This window comes from Microbacterium mangrovi (assembly GCF_000802305.1).
Lineage (GTDB): Bacteria > Actinomycetota > Actinomycetes > Actinomycetales > Microbacteriaceae > Microbacterium > Microbacterium mangrovi.
The window spans coordinates 87,632-114,162 of the sequence record NZ_JTDK01000010.1 but is presented as its reverse complement, the minus strand read 5'-3'; the positions used below and the strand labels follow the sequence as shown (position 1 = coordinate 114,162).

Sequence of the window (26,531 nt, the reverse complement as noted above, 5' to 3'; positions counted from 1 at the left end):
GTCGGAAGCGTATCGGTCAGGCCGCCCGGACCAGGTCGAGGAAACGCTGGTGGAAGCGACGCTCCCCGGTGACCTCGGGGTGGAACGAGGTGCCGATGAGCGCTCCCTGCTGGACGGCCACGACACGCCCGTCGGCGAGCGCGGCCAGCGGGGTCGCCCGCTGACCGACCGTCTCGACGAGGGGCGCGCGGATGAACACCGCATGCACGGGCTCTCCGCCGAAGGCCGGCACGTCGAGGTCGGTCTCGAACGATTCGACCTGGCCGCCGAACGCGTTCCGGCGGACCGTGACGTCCAGGCCGCCGAAGGCCTGCTGCCCGTCGATGCCGTCGGTGATGCGGTCTGCCAGGAGGATGAGTCCGGCGCAGGTGCCGTACACCGGCATCCCCGACGCGATCGCGTCCCGGATGGGCTGCTGCATTCCGAAGATGCGGGACAGCTTGTCGATGACGCTCGACTCGCCTCCCGGAAGCACCAGCCCGTCGACGGATGCCAGCTCCTCGGGGCGGCGCACGAGCTGCACGTCCGCCCCGAGGTCCGACAGTGCGGCGGCGTGCTCGCGCACGTCGCCCTGGAGTGCGAGGACCCCGACGCGCGCAGCGGTGCTCACCAGCCGCGCTCGGCGAGGCGGTGCGGCGCGGGCAGGTCGGAGACGTTGATGCCGACCATGGCCTCGCCGAGGCCGCGCGAGACCTCTGCGATCACGGCGGGGTCGTCGTAGAACGTGGTCGCCTTGACGATCGCGGCGGCGCGCTTGGCGGGCTCGCCGGACTTGAAGATGCCCGATCCGACGAACACGCCGTCGGCGCCCATCTGCATCATCATCGCGGCGTCGGCGGGGGTCGCCACGCCGCCGGCGACGAACAGCACGACCGGGAGCTTGCCGGTCTCGGCGACCTCGGCGACGAGCTCGTAGGGCGCCTGGAGCTCCTTGGCGGCGACGTACAGCTCGTCCTTCGTCATCGAGCGCAGCACGTTGATCTCGCCGGTGATCTTGCGGATGTGCTTGGTCGCCTCGGAGACGTCGCCGGTGCCGGCCTCGCCCTTGGAGCGGATCATCGCAGCGCCCTCGTTGATGCGGCGCAGCGCCTCGCCCAGGTTGGTCGCACCGCAGACGAAGGGAACCGTGAAGCCCCACTTGTCGATGTGGTTGACGTAGTCGGCGGGCGAGAGCACCTCGGACTCGTCGATGTAGTCCACACCGAGCTGCTGCAGCACCTGCGCCTCGACGAAGTGGCCGATGCGGGCCTTGGCCATGACCGGGATGGAGACGGCGTCGATGATGCCGTCGATCATGTCGGGGTCGCTCATGCGCGAGACGCCGCCCTCGGCGCGGATGTCCGCGGGGACGCGCTCGAGCGCCATGACGGCGACGGCGCCGGCATCCTCGGCGATCTTCGCCTGCTCAGGCGTGACGACGTCCATGATCACGCCGCCCTTGAGCATCTCGGCAAGACCGCGCTTGACGCGGCTGGAACCAGTTTCGGGTGTCGACACGGGGGATCCCTTCGAGAATTCGCGCGGACGGCCGCCGGGGAGATCGACGGCCAGACAATGCGCACTTTGACCTAGGCCAAAAGATAGCATGGCTCACATGACCCTCGCGATCACCGGCCGGACCGCATCCGAGATCGCCGACAGCGTCCGCGGGCTCGTCGAGCGCGGGGTGCTCTCCCCCGGCGAGCCGCTGCCGCCGGTGCGCGCTCTGGCGGCGAAGCTCGGCGTGAACCGCAACACCGCGGTCGCCGCCTACCGTCACCTCGCCGCGACGGGACTCGTGGAGTCCCGCGGGCGGGCCGGGACCGTGGTGTCCCGGCCGCGCACCGTCGCCATGGAGGGGTTCGCGCGCGACACCGTGCTGCGCGACGTCGGGTCGGGCAACCCGGATGCGCACCAGATCCCGAGCCCCGCGCGCGCCCTGCAGACCATCGCCTCGCGTCCCGTCCTCTACGGCGAGCCGGTCATCGACCCGGCGCTGGAGGCGTGGGCCGCACCGTGGCTGCGCGCCGACCTCGCGCCCGGCGAGATGCGCCTGACGATCACCAGCGGCGCGGCGGATGCCACCGAGCGCCTCCTCGCCCAGTCGCTCCAGCGCGACGACGTGGTCGCCCTGGAGGACCCCTGCTTCCTGGCCAGCATCCACACCGTCCGCATCGGCGGGTACCGCCCCGTTGCAGTGCCCGTCGACGAGGAGGGCATGACCGTCGACGGCCTGCGCGCGGCCATCGCCGAAGGCGCCCGAGCAATCGTGTACACGCCGCGCGCGCAGAACCCGACGGGCGCGAGCCTTACCGGAGGCCGCGCCGCCGCCCTGCGCGACGTGCTCCGCGACCACCCGTACCTGCTCGTCATCGAGGACGACCACTTCTCGCTTCTGTCGCAGCAGCCGTACCACTCCGTCATCGGACCGGACCACCGCCGGTTCGCCGTCGTCCGGTCGGTGTCGAAGTTCCTGGGGCCGGACATGGGCGTCGCCGCCGTGGCATCCGATCCCGACACCGCCGAGCGCCTCGCGCTGCGGCTCACCCCCGGCACCACCTGGGTGAGCCATCTCCTGCAGCGCCTCGCCGCCGCCCAGCTCACCGACCCGGAAGCACAGGCGCAGATCGCCGCGGCCGGCCGGCACTACGCCGCGCGCAACGCCCGCTTCGCAGAGCTGCTCACCGCACATGGGGTGCCGACGACCCCCGGCGATGGACTGAGCATGTGGGTCGGCCTGCCGGTGCCCGCGCGCGAGGCCTGCGAGCAGCTGATGCGCCGCGGGTGGCTCGCGCGCCCCGGCGACGAGTTCATGCTGGATGCCGCCGGGCCGTCCGTCCACGTGCGCTTCACCGTCCACGAGCTCGACGACCCGTCGCTGTCCCGTCTCGCCGCCGATGTGGCCGCCGCGGTCGCCGCCGTCCAGGCCCGCGACGCCACCCGGACGGGTCCCGTCCGGTGAAGATGGGATGATCGACCGGTGAAGATCCTCTCGATTCAGTCCGCCGTCGCGTACGGCCACGTCGGCAACTCCGCCGCGGTGTTCCCGCTGCAGCGCATCGGCGTCGAGGTGCTGCCCGTCTACACCGTCAACTTCTCCAACCACACCGGGTACGGCGCGTGGCGCGGGCCGCTGATCGCCCCCGACGACGTGCGCGAGGTCATCACCGGCATCCAGGAGCGCGGGGTGCTCCCCGAGATCGACGTGGTGCTGTCCGGCTACCAGGGCGGCGAGGGGATCGCGGACGTCATCCTCGATGCCGTCTCGCGGGTCAAGGCCGCCAACCCGGACGCCGTCTACGCGTGCGATCCGGTGATGGGCAATGCGAAAAGCGGTTGCTTCGTCGCCCCGGCGATCCCCGAACTCCTGCGCGAGCGGGTCGTTCCGGCCGCCGACATCATCACCCCCAATCAGTTCGAACTCGGCTATCTCACCGGCACCGAACCCGACACGCTCGAGTCGACCTTGGCCTCGGCGGACCTCGCCCGCGCGATGGGTCCGCGCACGGTGCTCGTGACCAGCGTCGAGCGGCCCGATCGTGACCCCGACACCATCGAGATGCTCGCCGTCGACGATGCCGGCGCCTGGATCGTCGCCACCCCGCTGCTCCCCCTCAAGGCGAACGGCTCCGGCGACGTCACGGCGGCCCTGTTCACGGCGCACTACCGCGAGACCGGCAGCGCGGCGATCGCCCTCGCCCGCGCCGTGTCGAGCGTCTACGACCTGCTCGCCCTCACCCACGAGTCCGGACAGCGCGAGCTGCAGCTCGTCGAGGCCCAGGACGCCTACGCGAATCCGCGGCTCCAGTTCGACGTCCGCCAGGTGCGCTGAGGACCCGAGGCCGAAACGCCCCCGGACCGTTCGTCGGTCCGGGGGCGTTTCGTCCGTGCAGGATGCCTCTACGAGGCCGGCCAGTCGGCCGCCACCGCTGCGCGCACCTCGCCGAGCAGCTGCGGCAGCGCCTTGGTCCGGGCGATGATCGGGAAGAAGTTCGCGTCGGCGTCCCACCGCGGCACGATGTGCTGATGCAGGTGCTCGTCCACGCCCGCACCGGCCACCCGCCCCTGGTTCATGCCGATGTTGAAGCCGTCGCAGCGCGAGACGTCGCGGAGCACCCGCATCGCCGTCTGCGTGATCGCCGCCATCTCGGAGGCCTCTTCGGGGGTCGCCTGATCGTAGGTCGCGATGTGGCGGTACGGACACACCAGCAGGTGTCCTGAGTTGTACGGGAACAGGTTCAGCAGCGCGTAGGCCGTCTCGCCGCGGAACACGATGAGACCGTCTTCGTCGGACTTGGCCGGCGCCGCGCAGAACGGGCATCCCGATCCGCGCAGCGCCTCGGCGCCGGTGTTGATGTACGCCATCCGATGCGGCGTCCACAGGCGCTGGAATCCGTCGGGGACGCCCGCGAAGTCCGCCGCCTGCTCGAGCGGGTGCTCGTCGTTCACGCGAGATCGTCCACCGTGTTGACGAGCGTCTTGTTCGCGATCGCCGCCGTCACGAGCTCGATCGCCTCGGCGACCGGCACCCCGTTGCGCTGTGTGCCGTCCCGGAAGCGGAACGAGACGGTGCCGGCAGTGCGGTCCTGATCGCCGGCGATCAGCTGCAGCGGCACCTTCTGGGTCGTGTGGGTGCGGATCTTCTTCTGCATGCGGTCGGTGCTGTGATCGACCTCGGCACGAACCCCGGCCACGCGCAGCTGCCCGACGATGTCGTCGAGATAGTCGGCGAACTCCTCGGCCACCGGGATGCCCACGACCTGCACCGGCGACAGCCACACCGGGAACGCGCCGGCGTAGTGCTCGAGCAGGATCGCGAAGAACCGCTCGATCGAGCCGAACAGGGCCCGGTGGATCATGATCGGCCGGTGCTTCTCGCCGTCGGACCCGGTGTACTCGAGGTCGAAGCGCGCCGGCAGGTTCGGGTCGACCTGCACCGTGGACAGCTGCCAGACGCGACCGATCGCATCCGTGGTCTTCAGGTCGATCTTGGGCCCGTAGAAGGCCGCCTCGCCGGGAACCTCGGTGAGCTTCAGACCGCTCGCCAGCGCCACCTGCCGAAGCGCGTCGGTCGACGACTCCCAGAACTCCTCGGTGCCGATCCACTTGTCCTTCTCGTCGTCGCGCATCGACAGCTCGAGCTCGAACTCCGTGAGTCCGAAGTCGCGCAGCATCGAGACGATGAAGTCGAGGACCTTGGCGACCTCCTCCTGCAGCCGCTCCGGAGCGACGAACAGGTGCGAGTCGTCCTGGGTGAACCCGCGGACGCGGGTCAGGCCGTGCAGGGCGCCCGACCGCTCGTACCGGTAGACGGTGCCGTTCTCCGCCAGGCGCAGGGGCAGATCCCGGTAGCTGCGCCCGCGCTCCTTGTAGATGAGGATGTGCATCGGGCAGTTCATCGGCTTCAGGTAGTAGTCGACGCCCTTGCGGGTGACGTTGCCCTCGTCGTCGTGCTCCTCGTCGATCTTCATCGGCGGGAACATGTCGTCCTTGTAGTTGACGAGGTGGTTCGACTGCCAGAACAGGTCTTCCTTGGAGATGTGCGGCGTGTACACGTAGGTGTAGCCGCCCTCGATGTGGCGCTTGCGGGCGTGCTGCTCCATCTCGCCGCGGACGATGCCGCCACGCGGATGCCACACCGACATCCCCGACCCGAGCTCGTCCGGGAACGAGAAGAGGTCGAGCTCCTTGCCGAGCTTGCGATGGTCGCGCTTGGCGGCCTCCTCCAAGCGCAGCTGGTAGGCGCGCAGTTCGTCCTTGGTCGGCCAGGCGGTGCCGTAGATGCGCTGCAGCTGCGGGTTCTTCTCGCTGCCGCGCCAGTAGGCGCCGGCGATCCGCATCAGCGCCCAGCCGTTGCCGATCAGACGGGTCGACGGCAGGTGCGGGCCGCGGCACAGGTCTTTCCAGACCGTCTCGCCGTCGCGGTTGACGTTGTCGTAGATCGTCAGCTCGCCGGCGCCGACCTCGACGGATGCGCCCTCGGCGGCCTCCTTGTTGCCGCCCTTCAGTCCGATCAGCTCGAGCTTGAACGGCTCGTCGGCGAGCTCGGCGCGTGCCTCGTCGTCGGTCACGACCCGGCGGACGAAGCGCTGGCCCTCGCGGATGATGCGCTGCATCTCCTTCTCGATCGCCTTGAGGTCTTCCGGCGTGAAGGGATGCTCGGTGCCGAAGTCGTAGTAGAAGCCGTCGGTGACGGGCGGGCCGATGCCGAGGTTCGTCTGCGGCTTGATGCGCTGCACCGCCTGCGCGAGCACGTGCGCGGTGGAGTGGCGCAGGATGCCCAGGCCGTCCGCGCTGTCGATCATCACCGGTTCCACGGCATCCGTCTGCGTGACCGTCGTCGCGAGATCCTTGAGCTCGCCGTTCACGCGCAGGGCGATGACGGAGCGGTCGGGGAACAGGGCGAAGCCGTCGGCGGGGTACACCACGTCGGCGGGGATGGATACGTCAGTCACTCCCCAAGGCTACCCGGACGCGCCCGGCTCGGCGGAACCGGTCACAGATGCTTGAGCGCCTCGCGCCGGCTCAGAGGGCTCAGCTCGTGCGTCGCCACGTACTCGCGCACCCAGTCGGGTGCCACCCGCGCGTAGTCGCGCAGCGCCCATCCGATCGCCTTGCGGATGAAGAACTCGCGGTCCTGCAGGTTGGGGGCGAGCGCGTCGGCCAGGAGGTCGGCATCCACCCGATCGCGCCGGGTCAGCTGCGACAGGATCGCAAGCCGGCGGATCCAGAACTCGTCGTCGACGCTCCACGCACGCACGAGCCGGGCGGTCTCGGCGGGTCGCGCGTCCAGGAGATCCGCGACGCGATGGGCGAGTTCGTCGGTGAAATCCCACCAGCGCCCGGTGCGCACCATGTGCTCGATGAGCGGAACCGTTCGCGGGTCGCCCGCCGACGGGCGGAGAGCGAGCAGCTGCACCGCGGCGTACCGCTGTTCCCGGTACCCGGCGTCGGCCCAGAGGAGGGATGCCGCGGCGAGGAGGATCGCGGCATCCTGCTCGCCTGCCGCCGCGGTCCGGGTGATCCGTCGCACATCCGGAACCGAGACCCCGAGGAAGGGCATCGCCGACTTCATGTACGACTGCTGCGCGGGAGCCTTTGCGGGGTCGCCGGATGCCGCGAGGTCGGATCGGATCCGCGCGACGAGGGCGGCCGCTCGCGGATCGGAGGGCGCCGCGGTCACGCCACGGTGAGGTCGACCTGGATCTCGCCCGCGAGGCGTTCCAGATCGACCACGGCGGCCTCCAGGTCCGCCCCCTCGAGGGGACGCACCCGCACGGTCGCCTCGAAGAGCGTGCCGCCGGACATCGGCGCGTCGATGGTCCGGCTCGTGAGGTGGTCGATCGTGAGCCGGTGGCGGGCCAGCGTGTCGCTGATCTCGCGCACGATCCCGGGGTGGTCGTTGCCGAGCACGCTGAACTCCATCTGCACGCCGTGGCGGACCGGCACGTCCGTGCCGACGTGCGGTGTCACCTGGAGCCCGGCCACACCGGCGAGATCGCCGCGAAGTGCGTCGACCCGATCATCGGGCACGGAGACGAGGATGACGCCGGCGAACACTCCCGCCAGCTCTGCGAGTTCGCTGGTCTCCCAGTTGCCGCCGTGCGCGTTCACCGCGTCGGCGAGGGATCGAACGAGTCCGGCGCGGTCTTCTCCGACCGCTGTGAGCACGAGCTTGGCCATGCTCAGAGCCTAGGCGGACACCGCCGGATGCCGATAGCGAACGGGCGCGTCCTGTTCCGCTCAGCGATTTCCGATGCCGGCGGAGACGCGCCACAGCTCGTGGGCCGGCGTCCGCACCGGGCCGGGCGCGGACGCCCAGGACGCCCGTGGCCGCCAGTCGGCGATCGTCCGGCCTGCGTGGCGGGCAAGCGTCGCGGAGGGCGCCTCGACGTAGCGGCGGAAGAGCTCCGCGACGATGAGGGCGGTCGCCGCGGCCAGCGGCAGCGAGAGCCACAGATGGCGATCGCCGAACACGCGAACCGCGGAGACCAGGATCGGCTCGTGCACGAGGTAGAGGCTGAACGACACCGCCCCCGCCCACACGACGGCACGCCGGCTCAGCGCCCGATCGAGGACCGGCCAGTGCAGCACCAGCAGCACGACGACCGCCGCCGCGGACACGGACAGGGCCATCGTCGCGGGCCCCGGAAGGTGCAGGAACCAGAGCGTCCACCGCGCGGGCAGCAGCACGACCACCCCCGCGACCGCAACCGCGATCACCGCCCGCGCCAGGCGGGGGCGCGCGGCGATGGCAGCCACGGGCGCCGCCGACCGGTCGTGCAGGCTCGCCAGAGCGGCGCCGACCAGGAACACCACGAGGTACTGTCCGCCGCCCAGCGCGAAGACGGCGAAGACCGCGGCCGGAACCGTGGCGAGGGCGAGGCGCCCCGGCACACCCGCGCGTGCCCGCACGGCGAAGACGTACAGCGGCAGCAGCAGCGAGAACCAGACCTCCCACTGCAGCGACCACAGCGGCGAGATTCCCGCCCCCGCCCCGAACAGCAGGGTGAGGTCGTGGAGGACGCCGCTCGGGTTCATGGAATCGGCCCGGCGGGCGATCCAGTCGCTGGGCGCGGCATCCTGCGGGGCGCTGCCGAAGAGGGTCACCAGCGCGAACGCGAGGGCCACCGCGACGATCACCGGAACGTACAGCCGGATGATGCGCTGCGGGTAGTAGGAGCGCCAGGTGAAGCTGCGGGAGACGAGGACCTGGCGAGTGAGCACGAAGCCGCTCAGCACGAAGAACGTCCACACCGCGCCGGTGCCCTCCCACACGAGGTGCAGCGGCGACCATGTGAGCAGGTACTCGCCGGGGCTCTGCGTGGCGCGGGCGCGGGTGCCGTCGAAGTACGCATCCGCGAAGACGGGAATGCTCAGCATGCAGTGGTGCAGCAGCACCACCAGGCACGCGATGCCGCGCAATCCGTCCAGCGCGGCGAGCCTCGTCGTGCCGGTTGGCGTCTGTGAGGTCATCGAGCCGCTTTCGTCGCCGAGCGACCGATCAACCCGATATCGACGCGAACGCCGACCCGCCAAAGGGTGACCGGTACGGTACGTGGCGGTGCAGAAAACGGTAGTGAACGACCTTGAGCGCCACGGGAGCGATTCGTGCGAATCCCCTTGGAATCGGCGCGATGTCGCCCGGGAAAAGCAAAAACCCCCGGGTGACCGGGGGTTCTCTCTGTGCGCGATACTGGGATCGAACCAGTGACCTCTTCCGTGTCAGGGAAGCGCGCTACCGCTGCGCCAATCGCGCCTGTCAAGGCTGTTGATTTGTCCGACCGAAGTCGGGAGTGGAGGTGGCGACGGGATTCGAACCCGTGTAAACGGCTTTGCAGGCCGGTGCCTAGCCGCTCGGCCACGCCACCGCGTGTGGATGGACCACGGCGTGATCTTCCGAAGAAGATCCCCGCACTCGAGCGGATGACGAGACTCGAACTCGCGACCCTCACCTTGGCAAGGTGATGCGCTACCAACTGCGCTACATCCGCGTGTCTTCCGGGCTGCCCCGGCGACTCCATTGACTTTACCCGACGTTCGCGCAAGTGCAAAAACGAGTGCGCCCCGCGCGTGTCACACTGTGCCGCATCAGTACGTCGGGGCCGGCGGATACGCCAGATACTGCTCCAGGGTGTGGAACCCGCCCGCGTGGTAGTCGGCCGCCAGCGCGCCGCCGACGTACCGCAGATGCCATGGCTCCGCTGCGTAGCCGGTGATCGAGGTGCGCCCGGATTCGTACCGCACGATGAACCCGTACCGCCACGCGTTGGCCGTGACCCACCGCCCCGTGCCCGACGACCCGAATCCGTCCATCGATCCGCAGCCCGGCGCGCAGGCGACCACGTCCGCCGCCAAGCCCGTCTGATGTTCGCTGTAGCCGGCCCGCGCCGAGGCGAGATCGGCCCACTTCTGCCCCTTCGCGCTCACGTAATGCGCGTAGAGCGACTGCTGGTACGCGTACGACCGGAAACCGCTCACCACGCCGAGCGTGCCGTGCCCGGCTGCGCGGGATGCCGCGGAGAGCCGTTCGAGGGCCGATGCGGCCGCAGCGCGCATGGGGTAGCGCCCCGGCAACGAGACGGCCCGCAGATCCGGGGGCCGATACGTGATCGGGTTCAGGTGGTGCTTCTTGTCGACCAGGACCCAGATGCTCCCGGCCGCGGTCGTCGACAGACACGGCGTCAGCCGGGCCACCAGACCGCGCAGCTGCGTGGGACCTCCGATCGCCGTGATGGCCGAAACCGCGTGAGCGGACACATATCTGCGCAGCGCGGGCCCGGCACACACCGGCTCGTTGAGCATGAGCGGGATGCCGCGGCGCGCAGCCAGGACGGTGGCGGTGAACGACTCGTGCGAGACCGCCCCCGGGGCCACCAGCACGCCGGATCCGGTCGAGCCGAAGTACCGGGCGATGAGGGCGGTCGTGGCGTATCGATCCGCCCCCGCGATGCGCGCGACCGTCAGGGGCAGCGCCGTGAGGCGCGCGACCGTGGCGGCGCTCACCCCACCGGTGCCGCCGACCACCGTGGCCCGGGTCGTTCCGAGGTCGTGCAGCAGACTCGTGAGGACCGGGCTCAATGAGGTCGAGAGGCCGGCGATCGGGATCATCGGCTCGCGGTGACGCGCGGCGAGGGTCGCGGCCCCCAGTGCGTCAGGTGCCGGATCGCCCGCGAGATACACGTGCGTCGCCCCGGAGGGGAACGCGAGACGCACGGCGGCCGCAGCGGTCGCGAATCGGTCCGAGCCCGCGACGCGGGTCGTGCCGGGCACGATCGCGCGCACCGAGGTCTCCACCGAGGCCGCGACGGTCGGCGTGCCCCCGAGGATGAGGACGCGTGTCGGCTGCAGCCGACGGATCTCCGCGGAGACGATCGCGGGAAGCGTCGTGGGCGCCGTCAGCAGCGCCGGGCCGCCGAGCACCAGCGCCACCGGTCCTGCGGCGACCTCGTCGGCGAACGACACGCCCGAGACGAGCACGACGGTGCCGTGCGGGATCGTCGCCGGAAAGGCGGCGCGCGAGACGGCGACCGAGGTCGCGTAGGCATCCGCCCCGGCGATGCGATGCGCTGTCACGGCTGCGGATGCCGCCGGAGAGGCGGACGGGAAGACGGTGATCCCGAGCACCAGTCCGAGCGCCGCGAGGACGGCGGCGAGCGCGCGTCGACTCATGGAGACCCCCTTGTGGTCAAGAAGCCCCTTCGAGTTCGTATAGTATCGATCTGTTGCTCCGCGGAGCTACGGGCGATTGGCGCAGTTGGTAGCGCGCTTCCTTCACACGGAAGAGGTCATCAGTTCGAGTCTGGTATCGCCCACAGATGAAATCCCCTGGTCCACCCGGGGGTTTTCGCATTTCTGGGCCGGGGTGACGACTCCGCACGGCCCACTCCCTCCGTCGGCAGACTTCGATGTCCGAGGGGTCGGATACCGTCTCGTCCGTGAGCAGCACAGACGAGATCGAAGAGCTGGACGAGATGCAGCGGCGAGCCGTCGAGCACGGCGAAGGGCCGCTGGTCGTCGCCACCGGCGCCGGGACGGGCAAGACGCGTGTGCTCACCAGCAGGGTGGCCCGGCTCATCGACGCAGGGGTCGCGCCGGAACGGATTCTGCTTCTCACCTTCACCCGGCGCGCCGCCGCCGCGATGACCGCCCGCGCCGCGGCGATGGTCGGAGACACGGCTCTCGCCCAGCGCATCGCCGGAGGGACGTTCCACGCCGTGGCGCACCGCATCGTGGCGGAGTACTCGCAGCACCTGGGGTTGGCGGACGTCACCGTGCTGGCACCCGACGACGTCGTCGACCTGCTCGACCTCCTGCGCAGCGAACACGGTCTGGACGGCACCGACCGGAGGATGCCGACGACGAGGGCGATGGCCGACATCGCCTCCCGGGCCGTGAGTCTGGAAAAGCCCGGACGCGAGGTGATCTCGGAGCAGTTCCCGTGGGCCCTCGGGCATGCCGACCAGATCATGGGGCTCCTGCGCGCCTACGCGCAGCGCAAGCGGGCGCGCGGACTGCTGGATCTCGACGATCTCCTGGTGGCGTGGCGGGCGCTCGTTCGCGACCCGCACGTCGGTGCGAGGCTGCGGGCGCGCTGGGACTGGGTGCTCGTCGATGAATACCAGGACGTGAACCGCGTGCAGGCGGACATCGTGCACGGGCTGACCCCCGACGGACGCGGGCTCACCGTCGTGGGCGACGACGCGCAGGCGATCTACGGATTCCGCGGCGCCGGCGCCGGCCAGCTCCAGGAGATCCTCGACCGCCATCCCGGCGCCGAGCTCGTCCGTCTGGAACGCAACTTCCGCTCCACGCAGCCGATCCTCGATCTCGCGAACGCCGCCCGCCCGGAGGACTTCCCCATCCGGCTCGTCGCGGATCGCGCCGGGGCCGCACCGCGTCCCGAGCTCGTCCGATGCGAGAACGCCGACGAGGAGGCCCGCGCGGTCGCCGACCGGATCCTGGCCGTGCACGCGGAGGGCGTCCCCCTTCGCGAGCAGGCGGTCCTGATGCGCACCGGCTCGCACAGCGCGATGCTGGAGGTGGAGCTGAAGGTCCGCAGTGTCCCGTTCGTCAAGTTCGGCGGGATCGGCTACCTCGAGACCGCCCACGTGCGAGACCTGCTCGCAGCATTCCGCGTCGTGCTCAATCCGGGCGACGAGATCGCGTGGTACCGCCTGCTCACCCGGCACCGCGGCCTCGGAAAGGTGAGCGCACGGCGACTCGCCGGCATCCTCGCGGATCAGGGCATCGCCGGCGGGTCGGACGCGATCGCAGCGGCGCCGCCGACCGCCCGCGTCGGGCTCGCGACGACCCTGTCGCTGCTCGGCGCCGTCGACGCCGAGACCCCGGTGTCCGAACTCGTCGACGCGTGCCACGACGCGGTCTCGGGGCTCCTGGAGCAGCACTACCCCGATTGGCAGCGCCGAGCCTCCGATGTGCAGGAGATCGCCGAAGCCGCGGGCCGCCAGAGCGACCTGCGCACGTTCGTCGGCGAGCAGGCCGTCGACCCGGTGACGCGCGCGGGTGATTGGGCGGCGCAGCCCCATCTCGACGAGGACTGGGTGACGCTCTCCACCATCCACTCCGCCAAGGGCCTGGAGTGGTCCCACGTGCACCTTCTGCGGGCCACGGACGGGGCGATGCCGTCGGACATGGCCCTCGCCTCGCCCGCCGGTCTCGAGGAGGAGCGGCGCCTGTTCTACGTCGGACTCACTCGCGCGCGCGACGCCCTGAGCATCTATGCACCGGCGACCCTGCCGACGCACCCGACGGCGTTCACGGCACGCCACGTGCAGGCCAAGCCGAGCCGATTTCTGACGAGTGCTGCACTCTCGTGCGTGACCGTCGTGGATTCGAGGATCACGGAGCCGACTCGGAAGTCGGCTTCTGCCGTTCCCCGCGTGAGCGTGGACGAGCTCGACGCGCTGTTCGCGTGATCCGCAGCGGCGAACCGCCGCGCGAGACAATCGGAACGGCTCTGCATCCCTCGCACAAGGCCCGTGTTCATCGGGATGCAGAGCCGCTCCCCTGAGACTGTCAGCGGACCAGGACCGCCGACCGCGAATCGGCGTCGAATGAGTGCGAGTCCGGCCGAATTGAGTAGTCCTTCGGAAAAACCGTGCAGCACCGTGCAGCTACTCCCCGACCGCCCACCCGTAGCGCTTGTGGAGCGCCTGCGCCACGCGAGCGAACCGATCGACGTCCAGAGCCGCCGCCTCCCGCCGCATCCCGTCGTGGTGCACCACGTACACCTGATCGACGTCGAGCCACGAGGGCCTGCCCTGGGTGTCCCAGGGCCCGGTGCCGAGCGGGATGTAGTCGCGGTTGCCGTCCTTCGGCTTGCTGGTGAGCTTCACCGCGTACACCGAGGTGGCATCCCTTCGCCCGATGACGAGCACCGGCCGGTCCTTGCCGCGCCCGTCGTTCTCCGCGTACGGAACCCACGTCCAGATGATCTCGCCGCCGTCCGGGTCACCGTCGCGCGCGGGGGCGTAGGCGATGCGCAGTCCGCGGCGACCGGGCGGCGCGATCTCCACGGTCGCGTTCGCGCCCGTGCGTCCGGGCTCGACGCCGCCGTGTCCGCGCGGTGCCCTCCCCGCCGGCGCCGGCCGGCCACCGAACAGGAACGACAGGACGCGCGAGAAGAAGCCGGATGCCACGCGGTCACATTACCCGCGCGGCATCCGGCTTCTCGAACCGGGGTCCCGTCAACGTGCGTCGAGCAGGTATCCCTCCTCGCCGTGCACGACGGTGTCGACGCCGGCGATCTCGTCCTCGTTGGCGATGCGGAACCCGATCGTCTTCTGGATGACCCAGCCGATCGCGTACGCCAGGACGAACGAGTAGATGAGGACGCTGAATGCACCGACCGCCTGTGCGCCCAGCTGCTTGAACGAACCCGTGTCGAGCAGGCCGATGCCGGAGCCGAAGATGCCGATGTAGAGCGTGCCGATGATGCCGCCGACGAGGTGGATGCCCACGACGTCCAGCGAGTCGTCGAAGCCGAGCTTCCACTTCATCTCGATGGCGATCGCGCAGACCGCGCCGGTCAGCAGGCCGAGGACGATCGCCCAGCCCGGCGTCAGGATGTTACAGGCCGGGGTGATGGCGACGAGGCCGGCGACGGCGCCCGAGGCCGCTCCGATCGAGGTCGGCTTGCCGTCCTTGATCTTCTCCACGATCAGCCAGCCGAGGGTGGCCGCGGCGGGAGCGGCCAGCGTGTTGATCCACGCGATCGCCGCGACGCCGTCCACCGCCGCCTCGGACCCCGCGTTGAACCCGAACCATCCGAACCACAGCAGAGCGGCACCGAGCAGGGTGAGGGGCACGTTGTGGGGCTTCTGGATGCCCTTCTGGAACCCGACGCGCTTTCCGAGCACCAGCGCCAGCGCGAGGCCCGCGGCACCGGCGTTGATGTGCACCGCGGTGCCGCCGGCGAAGTCGTTGACCTTGAGGACGCTCGCGAGCCAGCCGTCGGTCAGGTTGAACACCCAGTACGCGACCGGGAAGTAGACGACGGTGACCCAGATGCCGGCGAAGATCATCCATGAGCCGAACTTCGCGCGGTCGGCGATCGCGCCGCTGATCAGCGCCACCGTGATGATCGCGAACGTCGCCTGGAAGCCGACGAAGGCGAGACCGTTCAGGTCGGGCTGCATGGCGCCGCCGGGCTGGATGCCGAGCATCTTCTCGAGTCCGATGTAGCCGTCGAACGGGTTGCCGAGCACGTGCGGGATGAGCGGCGTGCCGAAGGACATCCCGTATCCGTACAGGACCCACAGGACGGCGACGATGGCGATCGCGCCGAAGCTCATCATCATCATCGAGACGACGCTCTTCGCCTTGACCATGCCCCCGTAGAAGAATGCGACGCCGGGCGTCATCAGCAGCACCAGGGCGGCCGCCACCAGCAGCCAGAGGGAGTTCACGTCGACCGTCGTGGCCGGCGCATCCGCAGCGAACAAGTGCATGAGGGGGGACCTCTCTCGTGTGGCGACTCGGGTGGTCGCCGGTGAGGAGAGTCTCCCGAGCACACGTTTCCCCGTGCGCCCGCGTCTGTTTCCCGGGTGTAACGTCCGCGCCCGCTGTGTGAACAGCGTGTTTCGGCGCCCGGTCAAGCCGCGGTCGTGAGTGCGATCAGGCGCGAGATCGCGCGGAGATACTTCTTGCGATAGCCGCCGGCGAGCATCTCGTCCCCAAAGACCTCGTTGAGCGGGCGCCCGGTGGCGCGGATCGGCACCTGGGCGTCGTAGGCCCGGTCGATGAACGCGACGAACCGCAGCGCCGCGGACTGGTCCTGAAGCTGCTCGACGTCGCGCAGGCCGATCATCCCGAGGCCTTCGATGAGGCGGATGTACCGCGACGGATGCACCTTCGCGAGGTGCGTCACGAGGTCACCGAACGCGTCGTCGGACACCGCGCGGGATGCCGCGGCGTCATGGATTGCCGCCTCGTACGCTCCCGGGTCCAGGACGGCGGCCGCCCCGTCCACCGCGCGCTGACGGTAGTCGGTGCCGTCGATGCGGATCGTCTCGAAGCTGTCGGACATCGCGTGGATCTCGCGGAGGAAGTCCTGTGCGGCGAAGCGCCCCTCACCCAGCGCGTTCGGCGGGGTGTTCGACGTCGCCGCCAGGCGGGTTCCGGAGGCCACCAGCTCCCCCAGCAGCCGGGTCATCACCATGGTGTCGCCCGGGTCGTCGAGTTCGAACTCGTCGATGCAGAGCAGGTCCGAACCGAGGAACAGCTTCACCGTGTTCTGGTAGCCGAGCGCCCCCACGAGCGCCGTGTACTCGATGAACGAGCCGAAGTACTTCCGGCGGGCCGGCATCGCGTGATAGATCGACGCCAGCAGGTGGGTTTTGCCGACGCCGAATCCGCCGTCGAGGTACACGCCGGGTTTGAGCGGCTCGACCTTCTTCGGCCGACGGAACAGGCCGCCCCGCGGCTGCTCGGCCTGACCGCGTGCGAACGCGCTGAGCTGATCCTTCGCGTGCTGCTGAGAGGGGTAGGCGGCATCCGCCTGGTAGGTCTCGAAGGTCGCCCCGTCGAACTGCGGGGGCGGTACGAGCGCCGCCACCATCTCATCGCCGGTGACCTGCGGCGTACGGTCGACAAGATGCACGATGCCGGGAGAATCCACCGATCAAGCCTAATCGGCCGCCGGCGCCCCGTCGGACCCAGCGGTGGGACCATGGTTCCATGACCGATGCCGCCCTCCCGGAGTCGCTGGCCGAGATCCGCGACGAGTTCCTCGAGCTCGACCCGCCGGAGCGGCTCGAGCTCCTCCTCGAGTACGCCGACGATCTTCCGCCGGTCCCGGCCGATCTCGAGGACGCCGCCTTCGAGCGCGTGGCCGAATGCCAGTCTCCGGTGTTCATCGCCCTGCGTGTGACGGACGGGCACGTGGGCGTGCACGCCAAGGCACCGGCCGAATCCCCCACCACACGCGGTTTCGCCGGCATCCTGGTCCGGGCGATGTCGGGCCTCAGCGTCGCCGACGCGCTCGGCATCCCGGACGACTTCCCGCAGAGCCTGGGTCTGGCCGAGACCGTGTCGCCCCTGCGGATCGCTGGTATGGGCGGGATGCTGCGGCGCGCGAAGCGGCAGATCTCGGCTCAGTCGGCGGTCTGATCCGTCACGGTCATGCCCGTGCGCTCCAGCCACGCGGTGATCGCGTCGGTCCAGCGCTTCTGGTCGTAGTTCCACAGCTTCGTGTGCCGGGCGCCGGTGAAGACCTCCATGTCGACCAGATCCGGCCTGGCCGCGGCGAGCGCGTGGGAGGCGTCCGCCGGCACGTAGCCGTCGTCGTCGGAGTGCAGCAGCAGGATGGGATGCCGAAGCTCCCCGGCGCGGGCCACGACGTCGAGCCGGTCGAAGGAGATCGGAGCGGTCCGCGCCAGCGGCGCGGTCCATTCCGACTCCAGAGTGCCGAGGGCCAGCGAGGTCACGACCCCCGGGAGCCGCATCTGGCGCGCCTGGAAGTGCAGCACGTTGCGCCAGTCGACGACGGGCGATTCCAGGATGATCCCCGCGATGGAGTCCCGCCGGGCCGCGTTGAGCGCCGTCTGGAGCACGATCGCGCCGCCCATGGACCAGCCCATGAGCACCACGCGGCGCGCCCCGGCGCGCATCGCGAATCCGATCGCGGCGTCGACGTCGCGCCATTCGGTCGCGCCGAGCGCGTACCGTCCGCCGCGCGTGCGGGCGCCTTCGCCGTCGTTGCGGTAGGACACCACCAGCACCGGCATCCCGAGCGCGTGGAAGACCGGAACGGCACGCAGGCACTCCGAGCGCGTGGTGCCGCGTCCGTGCACCTGGATGACCCAGGTGTCCGAGTCGCCGTCGAACAGCCAGGCCGGGCAGACGCCCGCCGACGTCCCGATGAGCTCCTCGGTGAAAGGCAGGTGCAGCTGCTCGGGGCTGTCGTAGTACCACCCGCTGAATCCGGCCTCGGCCGCGAGGTGCGCATTCGAGGGCACTTCGGTCAGGAGTTTCCGCTTCACCGAGGAGGCGTCCTCCGCCAGCACGGAGCCGAGCTTCACGTAGGTCTGGGTTCCGGACGTGAACAGTCCGTACCTGCCGGGCAGTTCGGTGTCCGGCGTGCGGCCGAGCGTGATGGTCTGGGCGGCGACGTCCAGATCGAGGATGCGGGTATCGGGGATCCGAACAGCCGGGGCCACGACTTTGCGTGCTGCCGAGACGGTCAGCACGGCCATGGCTCCGGTCACGGCCGCCAGCGCGCCGCCGAGCGCGAAGGCTGCTGCGCGCACGCCGGTGGCGAGGCGGGGGTCGACGTCGCGCCGCACGGCGCGCCTGGAGGGCTTCATCGAACGTTCACTCTAGTCTGTCGGCGTGCCAGACCCTCGTTCTGAGGGCAGCTTCGCTGCTGCCGCCGAGTCGGTGCGAGCCGTGTCGTTCCGTCCCGACTTCGTCGTCCGGGAGATCGAGGCGCCGTCCGGTCTCGCCCCGCATGCATTGGCTCTGGCCGGTGACGTGCGCCCGGACGAGACCGGCGAGTCCCGTTACGGCACCGGCCGGTTCATCCTGCTGCACGATCCGGACGAACCCGAGCCGTGGGACGGCCCCTGGCGCGTGGTCTGCTTCGCCCAGGCGCCGCTCGAACCCGAGATCGGCACCGATCCGCTCGTCGCGGACGTAGCCTGGTCTTGGCTGATCGACGCGCTCCAGGCCCGCGGGGCCCCGTATACGCAAGCATCCGGGACCGCCACGAAGACCCTGTCCAAGGGCTTCGGGGCACTCGCGGCCGAGGGAGAGGGCTCGCAGGTGGAGCTGCGGGCGTCGTGGTCTCCCTCCGGCGCGTTCGACCAGCACGTCTCCGCCTGGGCAGAGTTCGTGTGCATGCTCGCAGGACTCCCGCCCGGGTCGGAGCACATCCAGGTTTTCCGGGCAAGAGGGAGCAGCGCGTGACGGACTATGACGTGATCGGGGATGCTGCGGGGCTCGCAGCAGCCGCCGAAGCACTGCACGCCGGGCGCGGGCCGGTGGCGGTGGACGTCGAGCGGGCATCCGGCTTCCGCTATTCGCAGCGCGCCTACCTGATCCAGGTCTTCCGACGCGATGCCGGCGTGTACCTCTTCGACGCGCCGTCGGTGCAGGACTTCACCGCCCTGCAGCGCGCGATCGGCGACGAGGAGTGGGTGTTCCACGCCGCCAGCCAGGACCTCCCCTCGCTGCGCGAGCTCGACCTCGTGCCGCCGCGCATCTTCGACACCGAACTGGCTTCGCGGCTGCTCGGTCATGATCGTTTCGGGCTGGGCGCGGTCGTCGAGGAGACACTGGGCATCAGCCTCGCGAAGGCGCATTCGGCGGCGGACTGGTCGACTCGGCCCCTCCCCCAGCCGTGGCTCGAATATGCGGCGCTGGACGTGCTGCACCTGGTCGACGTCCGCGACGTGCTCGCACACGAGATCACCGACCAGCACAAAGAGGTGATCGCCGCGCAGGAGTTCGACGCGGTGCGCACTCGCGAGCCCAAGCCCCAGCGCGAGGACCCGTGGCGGCGCCTGAGCGGTCTGCACGCCGTGCGCGGACAGCGGAACCTCGCGGTCGCCCGGGCCCTGTGGCAGGCACGCGACGAATACGCGCGCGAGCAGGATGTCGCCCCGGGCCGTCTGGTTCCCGACCGCGCCCTGGTGGCGGCCGTGCTGGCCGAGCCGCGGTCGAAGCAGGAGCTCGCCGCCGTGAAGGAGTTCAACGGCCGAGCGAGCCGCAGCCAGCTGGACCGGTGGTGGGCGGCGATCGAAGCGGGGCGCGCCACGACCGACCTCCCCCGTGCCCGCGTCCATGGCGACGCCCTGCCGCCCCCGCGCGCGTGGGCCGACCGCAACCCGGAGGCCGACGCCCGGCTGAAGTCCGCGCGTCCGGCCGTCGAGGCGCACGCCGAAGAGCTGCACATGCCCACCGAGAACCTCCTCACCCCCGAGCTTCTGCGCCGGGTCGCCTGGGAGCCGCCGGCCGAATACGGTGCCGCGCCGATCGGTGCCGCGCTCGCCGATCTCGGCGCACGCCCCTGGCAGATTGAAGAGACTGCACAGCTGATCGCCGATGCCTTTGTGGGTTCCGTGCAATCGGCCGACGAGGCGACCGAACCGGCTTCGTAGGTTCGCCACACCCGATTCCGACGCCCTCGGAGGCCGACCTAGGCTGGCTGCATCCCCTGAATTTGGAGGCAGAGTGGCCGAGCTTTCGGACGTCTACTTCGTCGATGGAATGCGCACCCCGTTCGGGCGCGCCGGCGAAAAAGGCATGTACTGGAACACCCGCGCCGATGATCTCGCCGTGAAGGCGACCATCGGACTCATGGAGCGCAATCCCGGCGTCCCTGCGGACCGCATCGACGATGTCGCGATCGCCGCGACGAGTCAGACCGGAGACCAGGGCCTGACCCTGGGTCGCTCGGTCGCGATCCTCGCAGGCCTGCCGCAGACGGTGCCCGGATTCGCGATCGACCGGATGTGCGCGGGCGCGATGACCAGCGTCGCGACCATGGGCGCGTCGATCGGCTCCGGCATGTACGACGTCGCCCTCGCGGGTGGCGTGGAGCACATGGGGCACCACCCGATCGGCGGCAACGCCGACCCGAATCCCCGCTTCGTCGCGGAGAAGATGGTCGACCCGGCGGCGCTGAACATGGGCGTCACCGCGGAGCGCATCTTCGACCGGTTCCCGCACTTCACCAAGGAGCGCTCGGACCGGTACGGGATGCTCAGCCAGCACAAGGCGCAGGCCGCGTACGACGCCGGCAAGCTCCAGCCCGACCTGGTCCCGGTGGCCGTCAAGGATGCCGACGGCTCCTGGGGCCTGGCCACGGAAGACGAGGGGCGTCGCCCGCAGACGACGATGGCGGACCTCGCTGGTTTGAAGACCCCGTTCCGGCCGCACGGCCGGGTCACGGCCGGCACCTCCTCGCCGCTCACCGACGGGGCGACCATGTCGCTGCTCGCCGGCGGCGCCGCAGTCAAGGAGCTGGGACTCACGCCGAAGATGCGGATGGTCTCGTTCGCCTTCGCCGGCGTGCAGCCGGAGATCATGGGCATCGGCCCGATCCCCTCGACGGAGAAGGCCCTGCACAAGGCGGGTCTGTCGATCACCGACATCGGCCTCTTCGAACTGAACGAGGCGTTCGCCATCCAGGTGATCTCGCTCCTGGACCACTTCGGCATCGCCGACGACGACCCGCGCGTCAACCAGTGGGGCGGGGCGATCGCGCTCGGCCACCCGCTGGCGGCATCCGGCGTGCGCCTCATGATCCAGCTGGCCGCGCAGTTCGCCGAGCGCCCCGACGTCCGCTACGGACTCACCGCCATGTGTGTGGGGCTCGGGCAGGGCGGCTCGGTCATCTGGGAGAACCCGCACTACGACGGCAAGCGGAAGAAGTGAGCGACGAACCGATGACGAACTACGACGAGATCGACTTCTCGCCCATCCAGGCCCCCACCGCCGACGAGGTCGTCACGCACTCGCGTGTGCGCGACATCCGCCTGGCCTCGGGCCGCACGCTCGCCCTCATCACGCTGGACAACGGCCGCGATCACACGCGGCCGAACACCCTCGGGCCCGCGACCCTGACCGAGCTGGGCGAGACCCTCGCCGGACTCAGGTCCCGTGCGGCCGCCGGCGAGATCCAGGCGGTCGGCATCACCGGCAAGCAGTACATCATGGCCGCCGGCGCCGACCTCTCCGACATCTCGCAGGTCGGATCCAAGGCCAACGCCAAGCTCATCGCCCAGCTCGGCCACAAGGTGCTCGGCTCGCTCGCAGACCTCGGCGTCCCGTCCTTCGCCTTCGTGAACGGGCTGGCGCTCGGCGGCGGCCTCGAGATCGCGCTGAACTCGACGTACCGCACGGTGGATGCCTCCGCCGCGGCGGTGGCTCTGCCGGAGGTCTTCCTCGGAATCATCCCGGGCTGGGGCGGCGCGTACCTCCTGCCGAACCTCATCGGCATCGAGAACGCCCTCGAGGTGGTCATCTCGAACCCGTTGAAGCAGAACCGCATGCTCAAGCCGCAGCAGGCCTTCGACTACGGCATCTTCGACGCGATCTTCCCGGCCTCGAACTACCTCGAGGACTCGCTGCGCTGGGCCGACGGCGTGCTCGGCGGATCCATCAAGGTCGACCGTCGCAACGAGCCCGGCAAGATCGAGCGTCTCACCAAGTGGCCGGTCGCGATCAAGGTCGCTCGCGGGATGCTGGAGAGCCGCATCGGCACGGTGCCGAAGTCTCCCTATGCGGCTCTGGAGCTGCTCGACAAGGCGAAGAGCGGAACGAAGGCGGAGGGTTTCGCCCGCGAGGACGAAGCCCTGGCCGACCTCGTCACGGGGGATCAGTTCGCCGCGTCGATGTACGCGTTCGACCTGGTGCAAAAGCGTGCCAAGCGACCCGTGGGCGCCCCCGACAAGTCCCTCGCCAAGAAGGTCACGAAGGTCGGCGTGCTCGGTGCCGGGCTCATGGCGAGCCAGTTCGCGCTGCTGTTCCTGCGCCGGCTCCAGGTGCCGGTCGTGATCACCGACCTCGACCAGGCGCGCGTCGACAAGGGCCTGGAGTACATCCGCGACGAGATCGCGAAGCTCGAGGGCAAGGGGCGCCTCGACGCCGACACGGCGAACAAGCTCCGCGGCCTGCTCCACGGCACCACCGACAAGGCCGAATACGCCGACTGCGACTTCGTGATCGAGGCCGTGTTCGAGGAGGTCGGCGTCAAGCAGCAGGTGTTCGGCGAGATCGAGAAGATCATCGCACCGGATGCCATCCTCGCGACCAACACCTCGTCGCTGTCGGTGGAGGAGATCGGGGAGAAGCTCGCACACCCGGAGCGCCTCGTCGGCTTCCACTTCTTCAACCCGGTGGCGGTGATGCCGCTCATCGAGATCGTGAAGACCTCGCACACGACGCCCGAGGCGCTCTCGACGGCGTTCGTCGTCGCGCGTGGCCTGGGAAAGAACGCCGTCCTGACCGCGGATGCCCCCGGCTTCGTGGTCAACCGTCTTCTGGCGAAGGTGTTCGGTGAAGCCGCACGCGCCCTGTACGAGGGCACCCCGCTGCTCACCGTCGAGAAGGCCTTCGAGCCGCTCGGCCTGCCGATGAAGCCGTTCCAGCTCATCGATCTGGTCGGCTGGAAGGTGGCCGCGCACGTGCAGGACACGATGGCGCACGCTTTCCCCGACCGCTTCTACGCGAACGAGAACTTCCACGCGCTCGCGGCGCTGCCGCAGGTCGTCGAGAAGGACAAGGCCGGGCGGGTCACCGGCTGGACCAAGGACGCGCAGAAGACGCTCAAGGGCGCGGTGGGCGACAGCCCGGCATCCGAGTCCGAGATCCTCCGCCGCGTCCAGGACGGCCTGACGCAGGAGATCCGTCTCATGCTCGACGAGGGCGTGGTGCCGGAGGTGCAGGACATCGACCTGTGCCTCATCCTCGGTGCCGGCTGGCCCTTCATCGACGGGGGCGCATCACCCTACCTCGATCGCGAGGGCGCGTCCGAGCGCGTGTTCGGCGGCACGTTCCACACGCCCGTCATCCGCGGCATCGGCGGCTGACGACGCAGAGCACGAAGGGCGACCCGGCACCCGCCGGGTCGCCCTTCGTCGTTTCAGGGCCGTTGTGAGCGCTTCGCGGCCACGTCCGGCCGTCGGACGCGGCTTCGCGCGGCTCGGGAGGGCACCCCTCTGGCGACGGGCGGCGCACCGGGTGTAGACCGGAGCCCGTCGGCTCGCTGGGGCGGGCCGCGGACAGGAAGGACACCAACGATGGTGAACATCACTCGGTTCAAGGTTCTGGGGACCTTGGCCGCCGTCGGAGCGCTGCTCCTCGCCGGCGGACCCGCCATGGCTGCGCCGCCGACCGGCTCGGCCTACACGTGTTCGGGGCAGCTGCCCTCCGGCGTCTACTCCAGCATCACCGTGGTCGGTGAATGCGACGTCCCGTCGGGCGCCGTGGTCACGGTCAGCGGCAACATCACCGTCACCGCCGGGTCGGCGCTGCGCTCGACCTGGGGCCTCGACGCCCCGGTGCCCGGCGCGACCATCACCGTCGGTCACAACGTGACCGGCGCCCCCGGATCCCTCGTGGAGCTCGGCTGCACGATGGCGCACGGCAACTGCGACCCGGCATCCACGGTGCTGGTGAAGGGCAACGTCACCCTCGACGCCGTGTACGACGCCGCCCTCAACGGGATCGAGGTCCTCGGCAATGTCACCTCGACCGGGGGCGGCAGCGGACCGAACGGCTTCCCGTTCTCGGTCAAGGACGACCACATCCACGGCAACCTCACCGTGTCCGACCTCAACGGCTCGTGGTTCGGAGTCATCCGCACCGCGGTCGACCACAACACGACGCTGACGAACATCACCCTGTCGGACCCCGACGGCAACGAGATCGTGGCGGACAGCTTCGGCCACAACCTGAGCTGCACCGGGATGAGCCCGGCACCCCAACTGGGCGACGCCGTCGTGGGAGCACCCCCCGGCTACGGCCCCAGCACCGTGGGGGGCAAAGCCACCGGCCAGTGCTCCACGGTCGGCTGACCGAATCGAGTGCGCGGACCGGTCGTCGTCAGGCGACCGGTCCTTCGGCGCGTGCGACGATCGGCAGCGCCGACGTGTCGGCGGAGGCACCGCGCGCGTAGGGCAGCTTGGCGCCGACGACCATGGCGGTGACGTCGTGGGCGATCTGTCGCGGGGTCAGTCCGACCTGCTGCAGGATGTCGGAACGGTCGCCGTGCGGCAGGAACTCGTCGGGCAGACCCATCTCGGTCACCGCGGTGTCGACGTCGGCGGCGCGGAGGTCCTGGCGGATGCGCGTTCCGATGCCGCCGACCCGCACGCCGTCTTCGATGCACACCACGATGCGGTGCTCGCGGGACAGCTCGATGACGCTCTTGGCCACCGGGACCACCCAGCGCGGATCCACCACGGTCGTGCCGATCCCCTGGGCTGCCAGGAGGTCGGCGACGGCCAGGCCGGTGGCGGCCATCGGACCGACGGTGACCAGCAGCACGTCCTTCTCGGCGGATTCGCGGAGCACGTCGACGCCGTCGTCGGTGCGGCGGACGGCCTCGATCTCCTGGCCGACGGCTCCCTTCGGGAACCGCAGGACCGTGGGGCCGTCGTCGACGGCGACCGCCTCGCCGAGTTCTTCCACGATGCGCGTCGCGTCACGCGGAGCGGCGATGCGGATGCCGGGTACCACCTGGAGGATGGCCAGATCCCACACGCCGTGATGGCTGGGTCCGTCCGGACCCGTGACGCCGGCGCGGTCGAGCACGAAGGTGACGCCCGCCTTGTGCAGGGCGACGTCCATCAGCACCTGGTCGAACGCGCGGTTCATGAAGGTCGCGTACATCGCGACGACGGGATGCAGGCCGCCGTAGGCGAGCCCCGCCGCTGCCGTGACGCCGTGCTGTTCGGCGATCCCCACGTCGAAGACCCGGTCGGGGAAGCGCTCCGCCATGCGGTGCAGGCCGGTGGGACGGAGCATCGCAGCCGTGATCCCCACCAGGCGCGGGTCGCGTTCGGCCAGGTCGACGAGACTGTCCGCGAAGACTCCCGTCCAGGACTGGGCGCCGCTCGCCTGCAGGGACTCCCCCGTCTCGGGATCGATCTGCCCGACCGCATGGAACTGATCCGCGGCATCCTGACGCGCGGGCGCGTACCCGCGCCCCTTCTCGGTGATCGCGTGGACGATCACCGGCGCGCCGTAGTGCTTCGCCTGCTTCAGCGCCGCCTCGACGGCCTGCTCGTCATGGCCGTCCACCGGCCCTACGTACTTGATGTCGAGGTTGGAGTAGAGCGACTCGTTGCCGGTGAAGCGCGCGAGGAACCCGTGCAGCCCGCCGCGGACGCCCCGGTAGAAGGCGCGCCCCGGCCGGCCGAGCTTGTCGAAGGCGCGGCTGCTGGTCATGTGCAGGTGGCGATAGGACTGCTTGGTCCGCACCGAGTTCAGGAACCGCGCCATGCCGCCGATCGTGGGAGCGTAGGAACGCCCGTTGTCGTTGACGACGATGATCAGCTTTCGGGTGTTGTCGTCGGAGATGTTGTTGAGCGCCTCCCACGTCATACCGCCGGTGAGCGATCCGTCGCCGACGACGGCGATGACGTAGCGGTCCTTCTGGCCGGTCATCTCGAACGCCTTCGAGATTCCGTCCGCCCAGGAGAGCGAACTGGAGGCGTGCGAGGACTCGACGATGTCGTGCTCGGACTCCGAGCGCTGCGGGTACCCGGCGAGGCCGCCGGTCTGCCGCAGGGTGGAGAAGTCGTGACGCCCGGTCAGGAGCTTGTGCACATAGGACTGGTGGCCGGTGTCGAACACCACGGCATCCTTCGGCGAGTCGAACACCCGGTGGATGGCGAGGGTGAGTTCGACGACTCCGAGGTTGGGGCCGAGATGCCCGCCGGTGCGCGCCACGTTCTCGATGAGGAACGCCCGGATCTCGTCTGCGACCTGATCCATCTGCCGCGCGTTCAGAGCATCGAGATCCCGCGGACCTTTGATGTTCTCAAGCAGGCTCATCCCACAATTCTACGTGAGGAGGC

General features: G+C 70.0%; 22 protein-coding genes and 4 tRNA genes. 10 read left to right on the top strand and 16 right to left on the bottom strand.

All coding sequences use genetic code 11. From position 1 onward, the window contains the following. Positions 1 to 16 precede the first annotated feature (16 nt). Both pdxT and pdxS read right to left on the bottom strand, forming a co-directional pair. Positions 17 to 613 (bottom strand): pyridoxal 5'-phosphate synthase glutaminase subunit PdxT, encoded by a 597-nt coding sequence (gene pdxT / locus LK09_RS11275; RefSeq protein WP_039399713.1) that lies wholly within the window; start codon positions 611 to 613, stop codon positions 17 to 19. Then, positions 607 to 1,497, bottom strand: a complete 891-nt coding sequence (gene pdxS, locus LK09_RS11270; RefSeq protein WP_039399308.1) for a pyridoxal 5'-phosphate synthase lyase subunit PdxS — start codon at positions 1,495 to 1,497, stop codon at positions 607 to 609. The genes pdxT and pdxS overlap by 7 nt, the downstream gene beginning before the upstream one ends. A 97-nt stretch (positions 1,498 to 1,594) precedes the next feature. On the opposite strand from pdxS, the gene LK09_RS11265 reads away from it, so the two are divergent. Continuing rightward, positions 1,595 to 2,941, top strand: coding sequence for an aminotransferase class I/II-fold pyridoxal phosphate-dependent enzyme (locus tag LK09_RS11265; RefSeq protein ID WP_197061033.1), 1,347 nt, complete (start codon positions 1,595 to 1,597; stop codon positions 2,939 to 2,941). 18 nt (positions 2,942 to 2,959) lie between these two features. Further along, positions 2,960 to 3,811, top strand: coding sequence for a pyridoxal kinase PdxY (gene pdxY / locus LK09_RS11260; protein WP_039399306.1), 852 nt, complete (start codon positions 2,960 to 2,962; stop codon positions 3,809 to 3,811). A 68-nt stretch (positions 3,812 to 3,879) separates the two neighbouring features. On the opposite strand, the gene LK09_RS11255 is transcribed toward pdxY, so the two are convergent. From LK09_RS11255 to LK09_RS20760, 9 genes are all read right to left on the bottom strand, one after another. Beyond that, complete coding sequence (locus LK09_RS11255) at positions 3,880 to 4,428, bottom strand: HIT family protein (protein WP_039399304.1); 549 nt, start codon at positions 4,426 to 4,428, stop codon at positions 3,880 to 3,882. Beyond that, positions 4,425 to 6,434 carry a threonine--tRNA ligase gene (gene thrS / locus LK09_RS11250; protein ID WP_039399302.1) on the bottom strand — a complete coding sequence of 670 codons (2,010 nt, stop codon included), beginning with the start codon at positions 6,432 to 6,434 and terminating at the stop codon, positions 4,425 to 4,427. The genes LK09_RS11255 and thrS overlap by 4 nt, the downstream gene beginning before the upstream one ends. Positions 6,435 to 6,475: 41 nt before the next feature. After that, positions 6,476 to 7,162 carry a DNA alkylation repair protein gene (locus LK09_RS11245; RefSeq protein ID WP_052226683.1) on the bottom strand — a complete coding sequence of 229 codons (687 nt, stop codon included), beginning with the start codon at positions 7,160 to 7,162 and terminating at the stop codon, positions 6,476 to 6,478. Continuing rightward, the gene (locus LK09_RS11240) at positions 7,159 to 7,662 is read right to left on the bottom strand and encodes a glycine cleavage system protein R (RefSeq protein WP_039399300.1); all 504 of its coding nucleotides are present in this window, start codon (positions 7,660 to 7,662) and stop codon (positions 7,159 to 7,161) included. Before LK09_RS11240 ends, LK09_RS11245 begins: the two co-directional genes overlap by 4 nt. 60 nt (positions 7,663 to 7,722) lie before the next feature. Beyond that, positions 7,723 to 8,955 (bottom strand): acyltransferase family protein, encoded by a 1,233-nt coding sequence (locus LK09_RS11235; protein ID WP_039399298.1) that lies wholly within the window; start codon positions 8,953 to 8,955, stop codon positions 7,723 to 7,725. A gap of 211 nt (positions 8,956 to 9,166) precedes the next feature. Then, a tRNA-Val gene (locus tag LK09_RS11230) sits at positions 9,167 to 9,238 on the bottom strand. A gap of 38 nt (positions 9,239 to 9,276) precedes the next feature. After that, a tRNA-Cys gene (locus LK09_RS11225) sits at positions 9,277 to 9,350 on the bottom strand. Between the two features lie 50 nt (positions 9,351 to 9,400). Then, positions 9,401 to 9,473, bottom strand: a tRNA-Gly gene (locus LK09_RS11220). Positions 9,474 to 9,570: 97 nt separating this feature from the next. Next, positions 9,571 to 11,151, bottom strand: a complete 1,581-nt coding sequence (locus tag LK09_RS20760) for a D-alanyl-D-alanine carboxypeptidase family protein (protein ID WP_052226682.1) — start codon at positions 11,149 to 11,151, stop codon at positions 9,571 to 9,573. A gap of 70 nt (positions 11,152 to 11,221) precedes the next feature. Between LK09_RS20760 and LK09_RS11210 the strand changes: the two genes are divergently transcribed. Together LK09_RS11210 and LK09_RS11205 are read left to right on the top strand one after the other, a co-directional pair. After that, a tRNA-Val gene (locus LK09_RS11210) sits at positions 11,222 to 11,294 on the top strand. A gap of 123 nt (positions 11,295 to 11,417) precedes the next feature. Beyond that, complete coding sequence (locus LK09_RS11205) at positions 11,418 to 13,418, top strand: ATP-dependent helicase (RefSeq protein ID WP_052226681.1); 2,001 nt, start codon at positions 11,418 to 11,420, stop codon at positions 13,416 to 13,418. A 198-nt stretch (positions 13,419 to 13,616) separates the two neighbouring features. On the opposite strand, the gene LK09_RS11200 is transcribed toward LK09_RS11205, so the two are convergent. From LK09_RS11200 to zapE, 3 genes are all read right to left on the bottom strand, one after another. Further along, on the bottom strand, positions 13,617 to 14,141 hold the full coding sequence (locus tag LK09_RS11200; RefSeq protein ID WP_039399296.1) for a type II toxin-antitoxin system PemK/MazF family toxin: 525 nt from the start codon (positions 14,139 to 14,141) through the stop codon (positions 13,617 to 13,619). A 48-nt stretch (positions 14,142 to 14,189) separates the two neighbouring features. Next, entirely contained in the window at positions 14,190 to 15,452 is a 1,263-nt protein-coding gene (locus LK09_RS11195; protein ID WP_052226680.1) for an ammonium transporter, read from the bottom strand. Between the two features lie 143 nt (positions 15,453 to 15,595). Continuing rightward, complete coding sequence (zapE, locus tag LK09_RS11190) at positions 15,596 to 16,561, bottom strand: cell division protein ZapE (protein WP_082008226.1); 966 nt, start codon at positions 16,559 to 16,561, stop codon at positions 15,596 to 15,598. 119 nt (positions 16,562 to 16,680) lie between these two features. On the opposite strand from zapE, the gene LK09_RS11185 reads away from it, so the two are divergent. Beyond that, positions 16,681 to 17,112 carry a SufE family protein gene (locus tag LK09_RS11185; RefSeq protein ID WP_039399292.1) on the top strand — a complete coding sequence of 144 codons (432 nt, stop codon included), beginning with the start codon at positions 16,681 to 16,683 and terminating at the stop codon, positions 17,110 to 17,112. Here LK09_RS11185 and LK09_RS11180 read toward each other — a convergent pair. Next, the gene (locus LK09_RS11180; protein WP_052226679.1) at positions 17,097 to 18,308 is read right to left on the bottom strand and encodes an alpha/beta hydrolase family protein; all 1,212 of its coding nucleotides are present in this window, start codon (positions 18,306 to 18,308) and stop codon (positions 17,097 to 17,099) included. The two genes, LK09_RS11185 and LK09_RS11180, sit on opposite strands and share 16 nt — an antisense overlap. A gap of 25 nt (positions 18,309 to 18,333) precedes the next feature. On the opposite strand from LK09_RS11180, the gene LK09_RS11175 reads away from it, so the two are divergent. The 5 genes from LK09_RS11175 (at position 18,334) to LK09_RS11155 (ending at position 24,524) form a co-directional block, all read left to right on the top strand. Next, complete coding sequence (locus LK09_RS11175; protein ID WP_039399290.1) at positions 18,334 to 18,909, top strand: DUF3000 domain-containing protein; 576 nt, start codon at positions 18,334 to 18,336, stop codon at positions 18,907 to 18,909. Continuing rightward, a complete protein-coding gene (locus LK09_RS11170) occupies positions 18,906 to 20,102 on the top strand; it encodes an HRDC domain-containing protein (RefSeq protein ID WP_039399288.1) in 1,197 nt (398 codons plus the stop codon). The genes LK09_RS11175 and LK09_RS11170 overlap by 4 nt, the downstream gene beginning before the upstream one ends. 73 nt (positions 20,103 to 20,175) lie before the next feature. Further along, positions 20,176 to 21,381, top strand: coding sequence for a thiolase family protein (locus LK09_RS11165; RefSeq protein ID WP_039399285.1), 1,206 nt, complete (start codon positions 20,176 to 20,178; stop codon positions 21,379 to 21,381). An 11-nt stretch (positions 21,382 to 21,392) separates the two neighbouring features. After that, on the top strand, positions 21,393 to 23,537 hold the full coding sequence (locus LK09_RS11160; RefSeq protein WP_039399689.1) for a 3-hydroxyacyl-CoA dehydrogenase NAD-binding domain-containing protein: 2,145 nt from the start codon (positions 21,393 to 21,395) through the stop codon (positions 23,535 to 23,537). A 210-nt stretch (positions 23,538 to 23,747) separates the two neighbouring features. After that, on the top strand, positions 23,748 to 24,524 hold the full coding sequence (locus LK09_RS11155) for a hypothetical protein (RefSeq protein WP_039399283.1): 777 nt from the start codon (positions 23,748 to 23,750) through the stop codon (positions 24,522 to 24,524). 28 nt (positions 24,525 to 24,552) lie between these two features. Here the strand turns inward: LK09_RS11155 and dxs are convergent, their stop codons facing one another. Next, positions 24,553 to 26,508 (bottom strand): 1-deoxy-D-xylulose-5-phosphate synthase, encoded by a 1,956-nt coding sequence (gene dxs / locus LK09_RS11150; RefSeq protein WP_039399281.1) that lies wholly within the window; start codon positions 26,506 to 26,508, stop codon positions 24,553 to 24,555. Positions 26,509 to 26,531 lie beyond the last annotated feature (23 nt).

Coding starts and splice junctions, on each gene's coding strand:
- LK09_RS11195 (WP_052226680.1), bottom strand. CDS start 15,452: ATGCACTTGTTCGCTGCGGATGCGCCGGCCACGACGGTCGACGTGAAC.
- LK09_RS11160 (WP_039399689.1), top strand. CDS start 21,393: ATGACGAACTACGACGAGATCGACTTCTCGCCCATCCAGGCCCCCACC.
- LK09_RS11235 (WP_039399298.1), bottom strand. CDS start 8,955: ATGACCTCACAGACGCCAACCGGCACGACGAGGCTCGCCGCGCTGGAC.
- zapE (WP_082008226.1), bottom strand. CDS start 16,561: ATGGTGGCGGCGCTCGTACCGCCCCCGCAGTTCGACGGGGCGACCTTC.
- LK09_RS11240 (WP_039399300.1), bottom strand. CDS start 7,662: ATGGCCAAGCTCGTGCTCACAGCGGTCGGAGAAGACCGCGCCGGACTC.
- LK09_RS11265 (WP_197061033.1), top strand. CDS start 1,595: ATGACCCTCGCGATCACCGGCCGGACCGCATCCGAGATCGCCGACAGC.
- LK09_RS11155 (WP_039399283.1), top strand. CDS start 23,748: ATGGTGAACATCACTCGGTTCAAGGTTCTGGGGACCTTGGCCGCCGTC.
- LK09_RS11180 (WP_052226679.1), bottom strand. CDS start 18,308: ATGAAGCCCTCCAGGCGCGCCGTGCGGCGCGACGTCGACCCCCGCCTC.
- LK09_RS20760 (WP_052226682.1), bottom strand. CDS start 11,151: ATGAGTCGACGCGCGCTCGCCGCCGTCCTCGCGGCGCTCGGACTGGTG.
- dxs (WP_039399281.1), bottom strand. CDS start 26,508: ATGAGCCTGCTTGAGAACATCAAAGGTCCGCGGGATCTCGATGCTCTG.
- LK09_RS11185 (WP_039399292.1), top strand. CDS start 16,681: ATGACCGATGCCGCCCTCCCGGAGTCGCTGGCCGAGATCCGCGACGAG.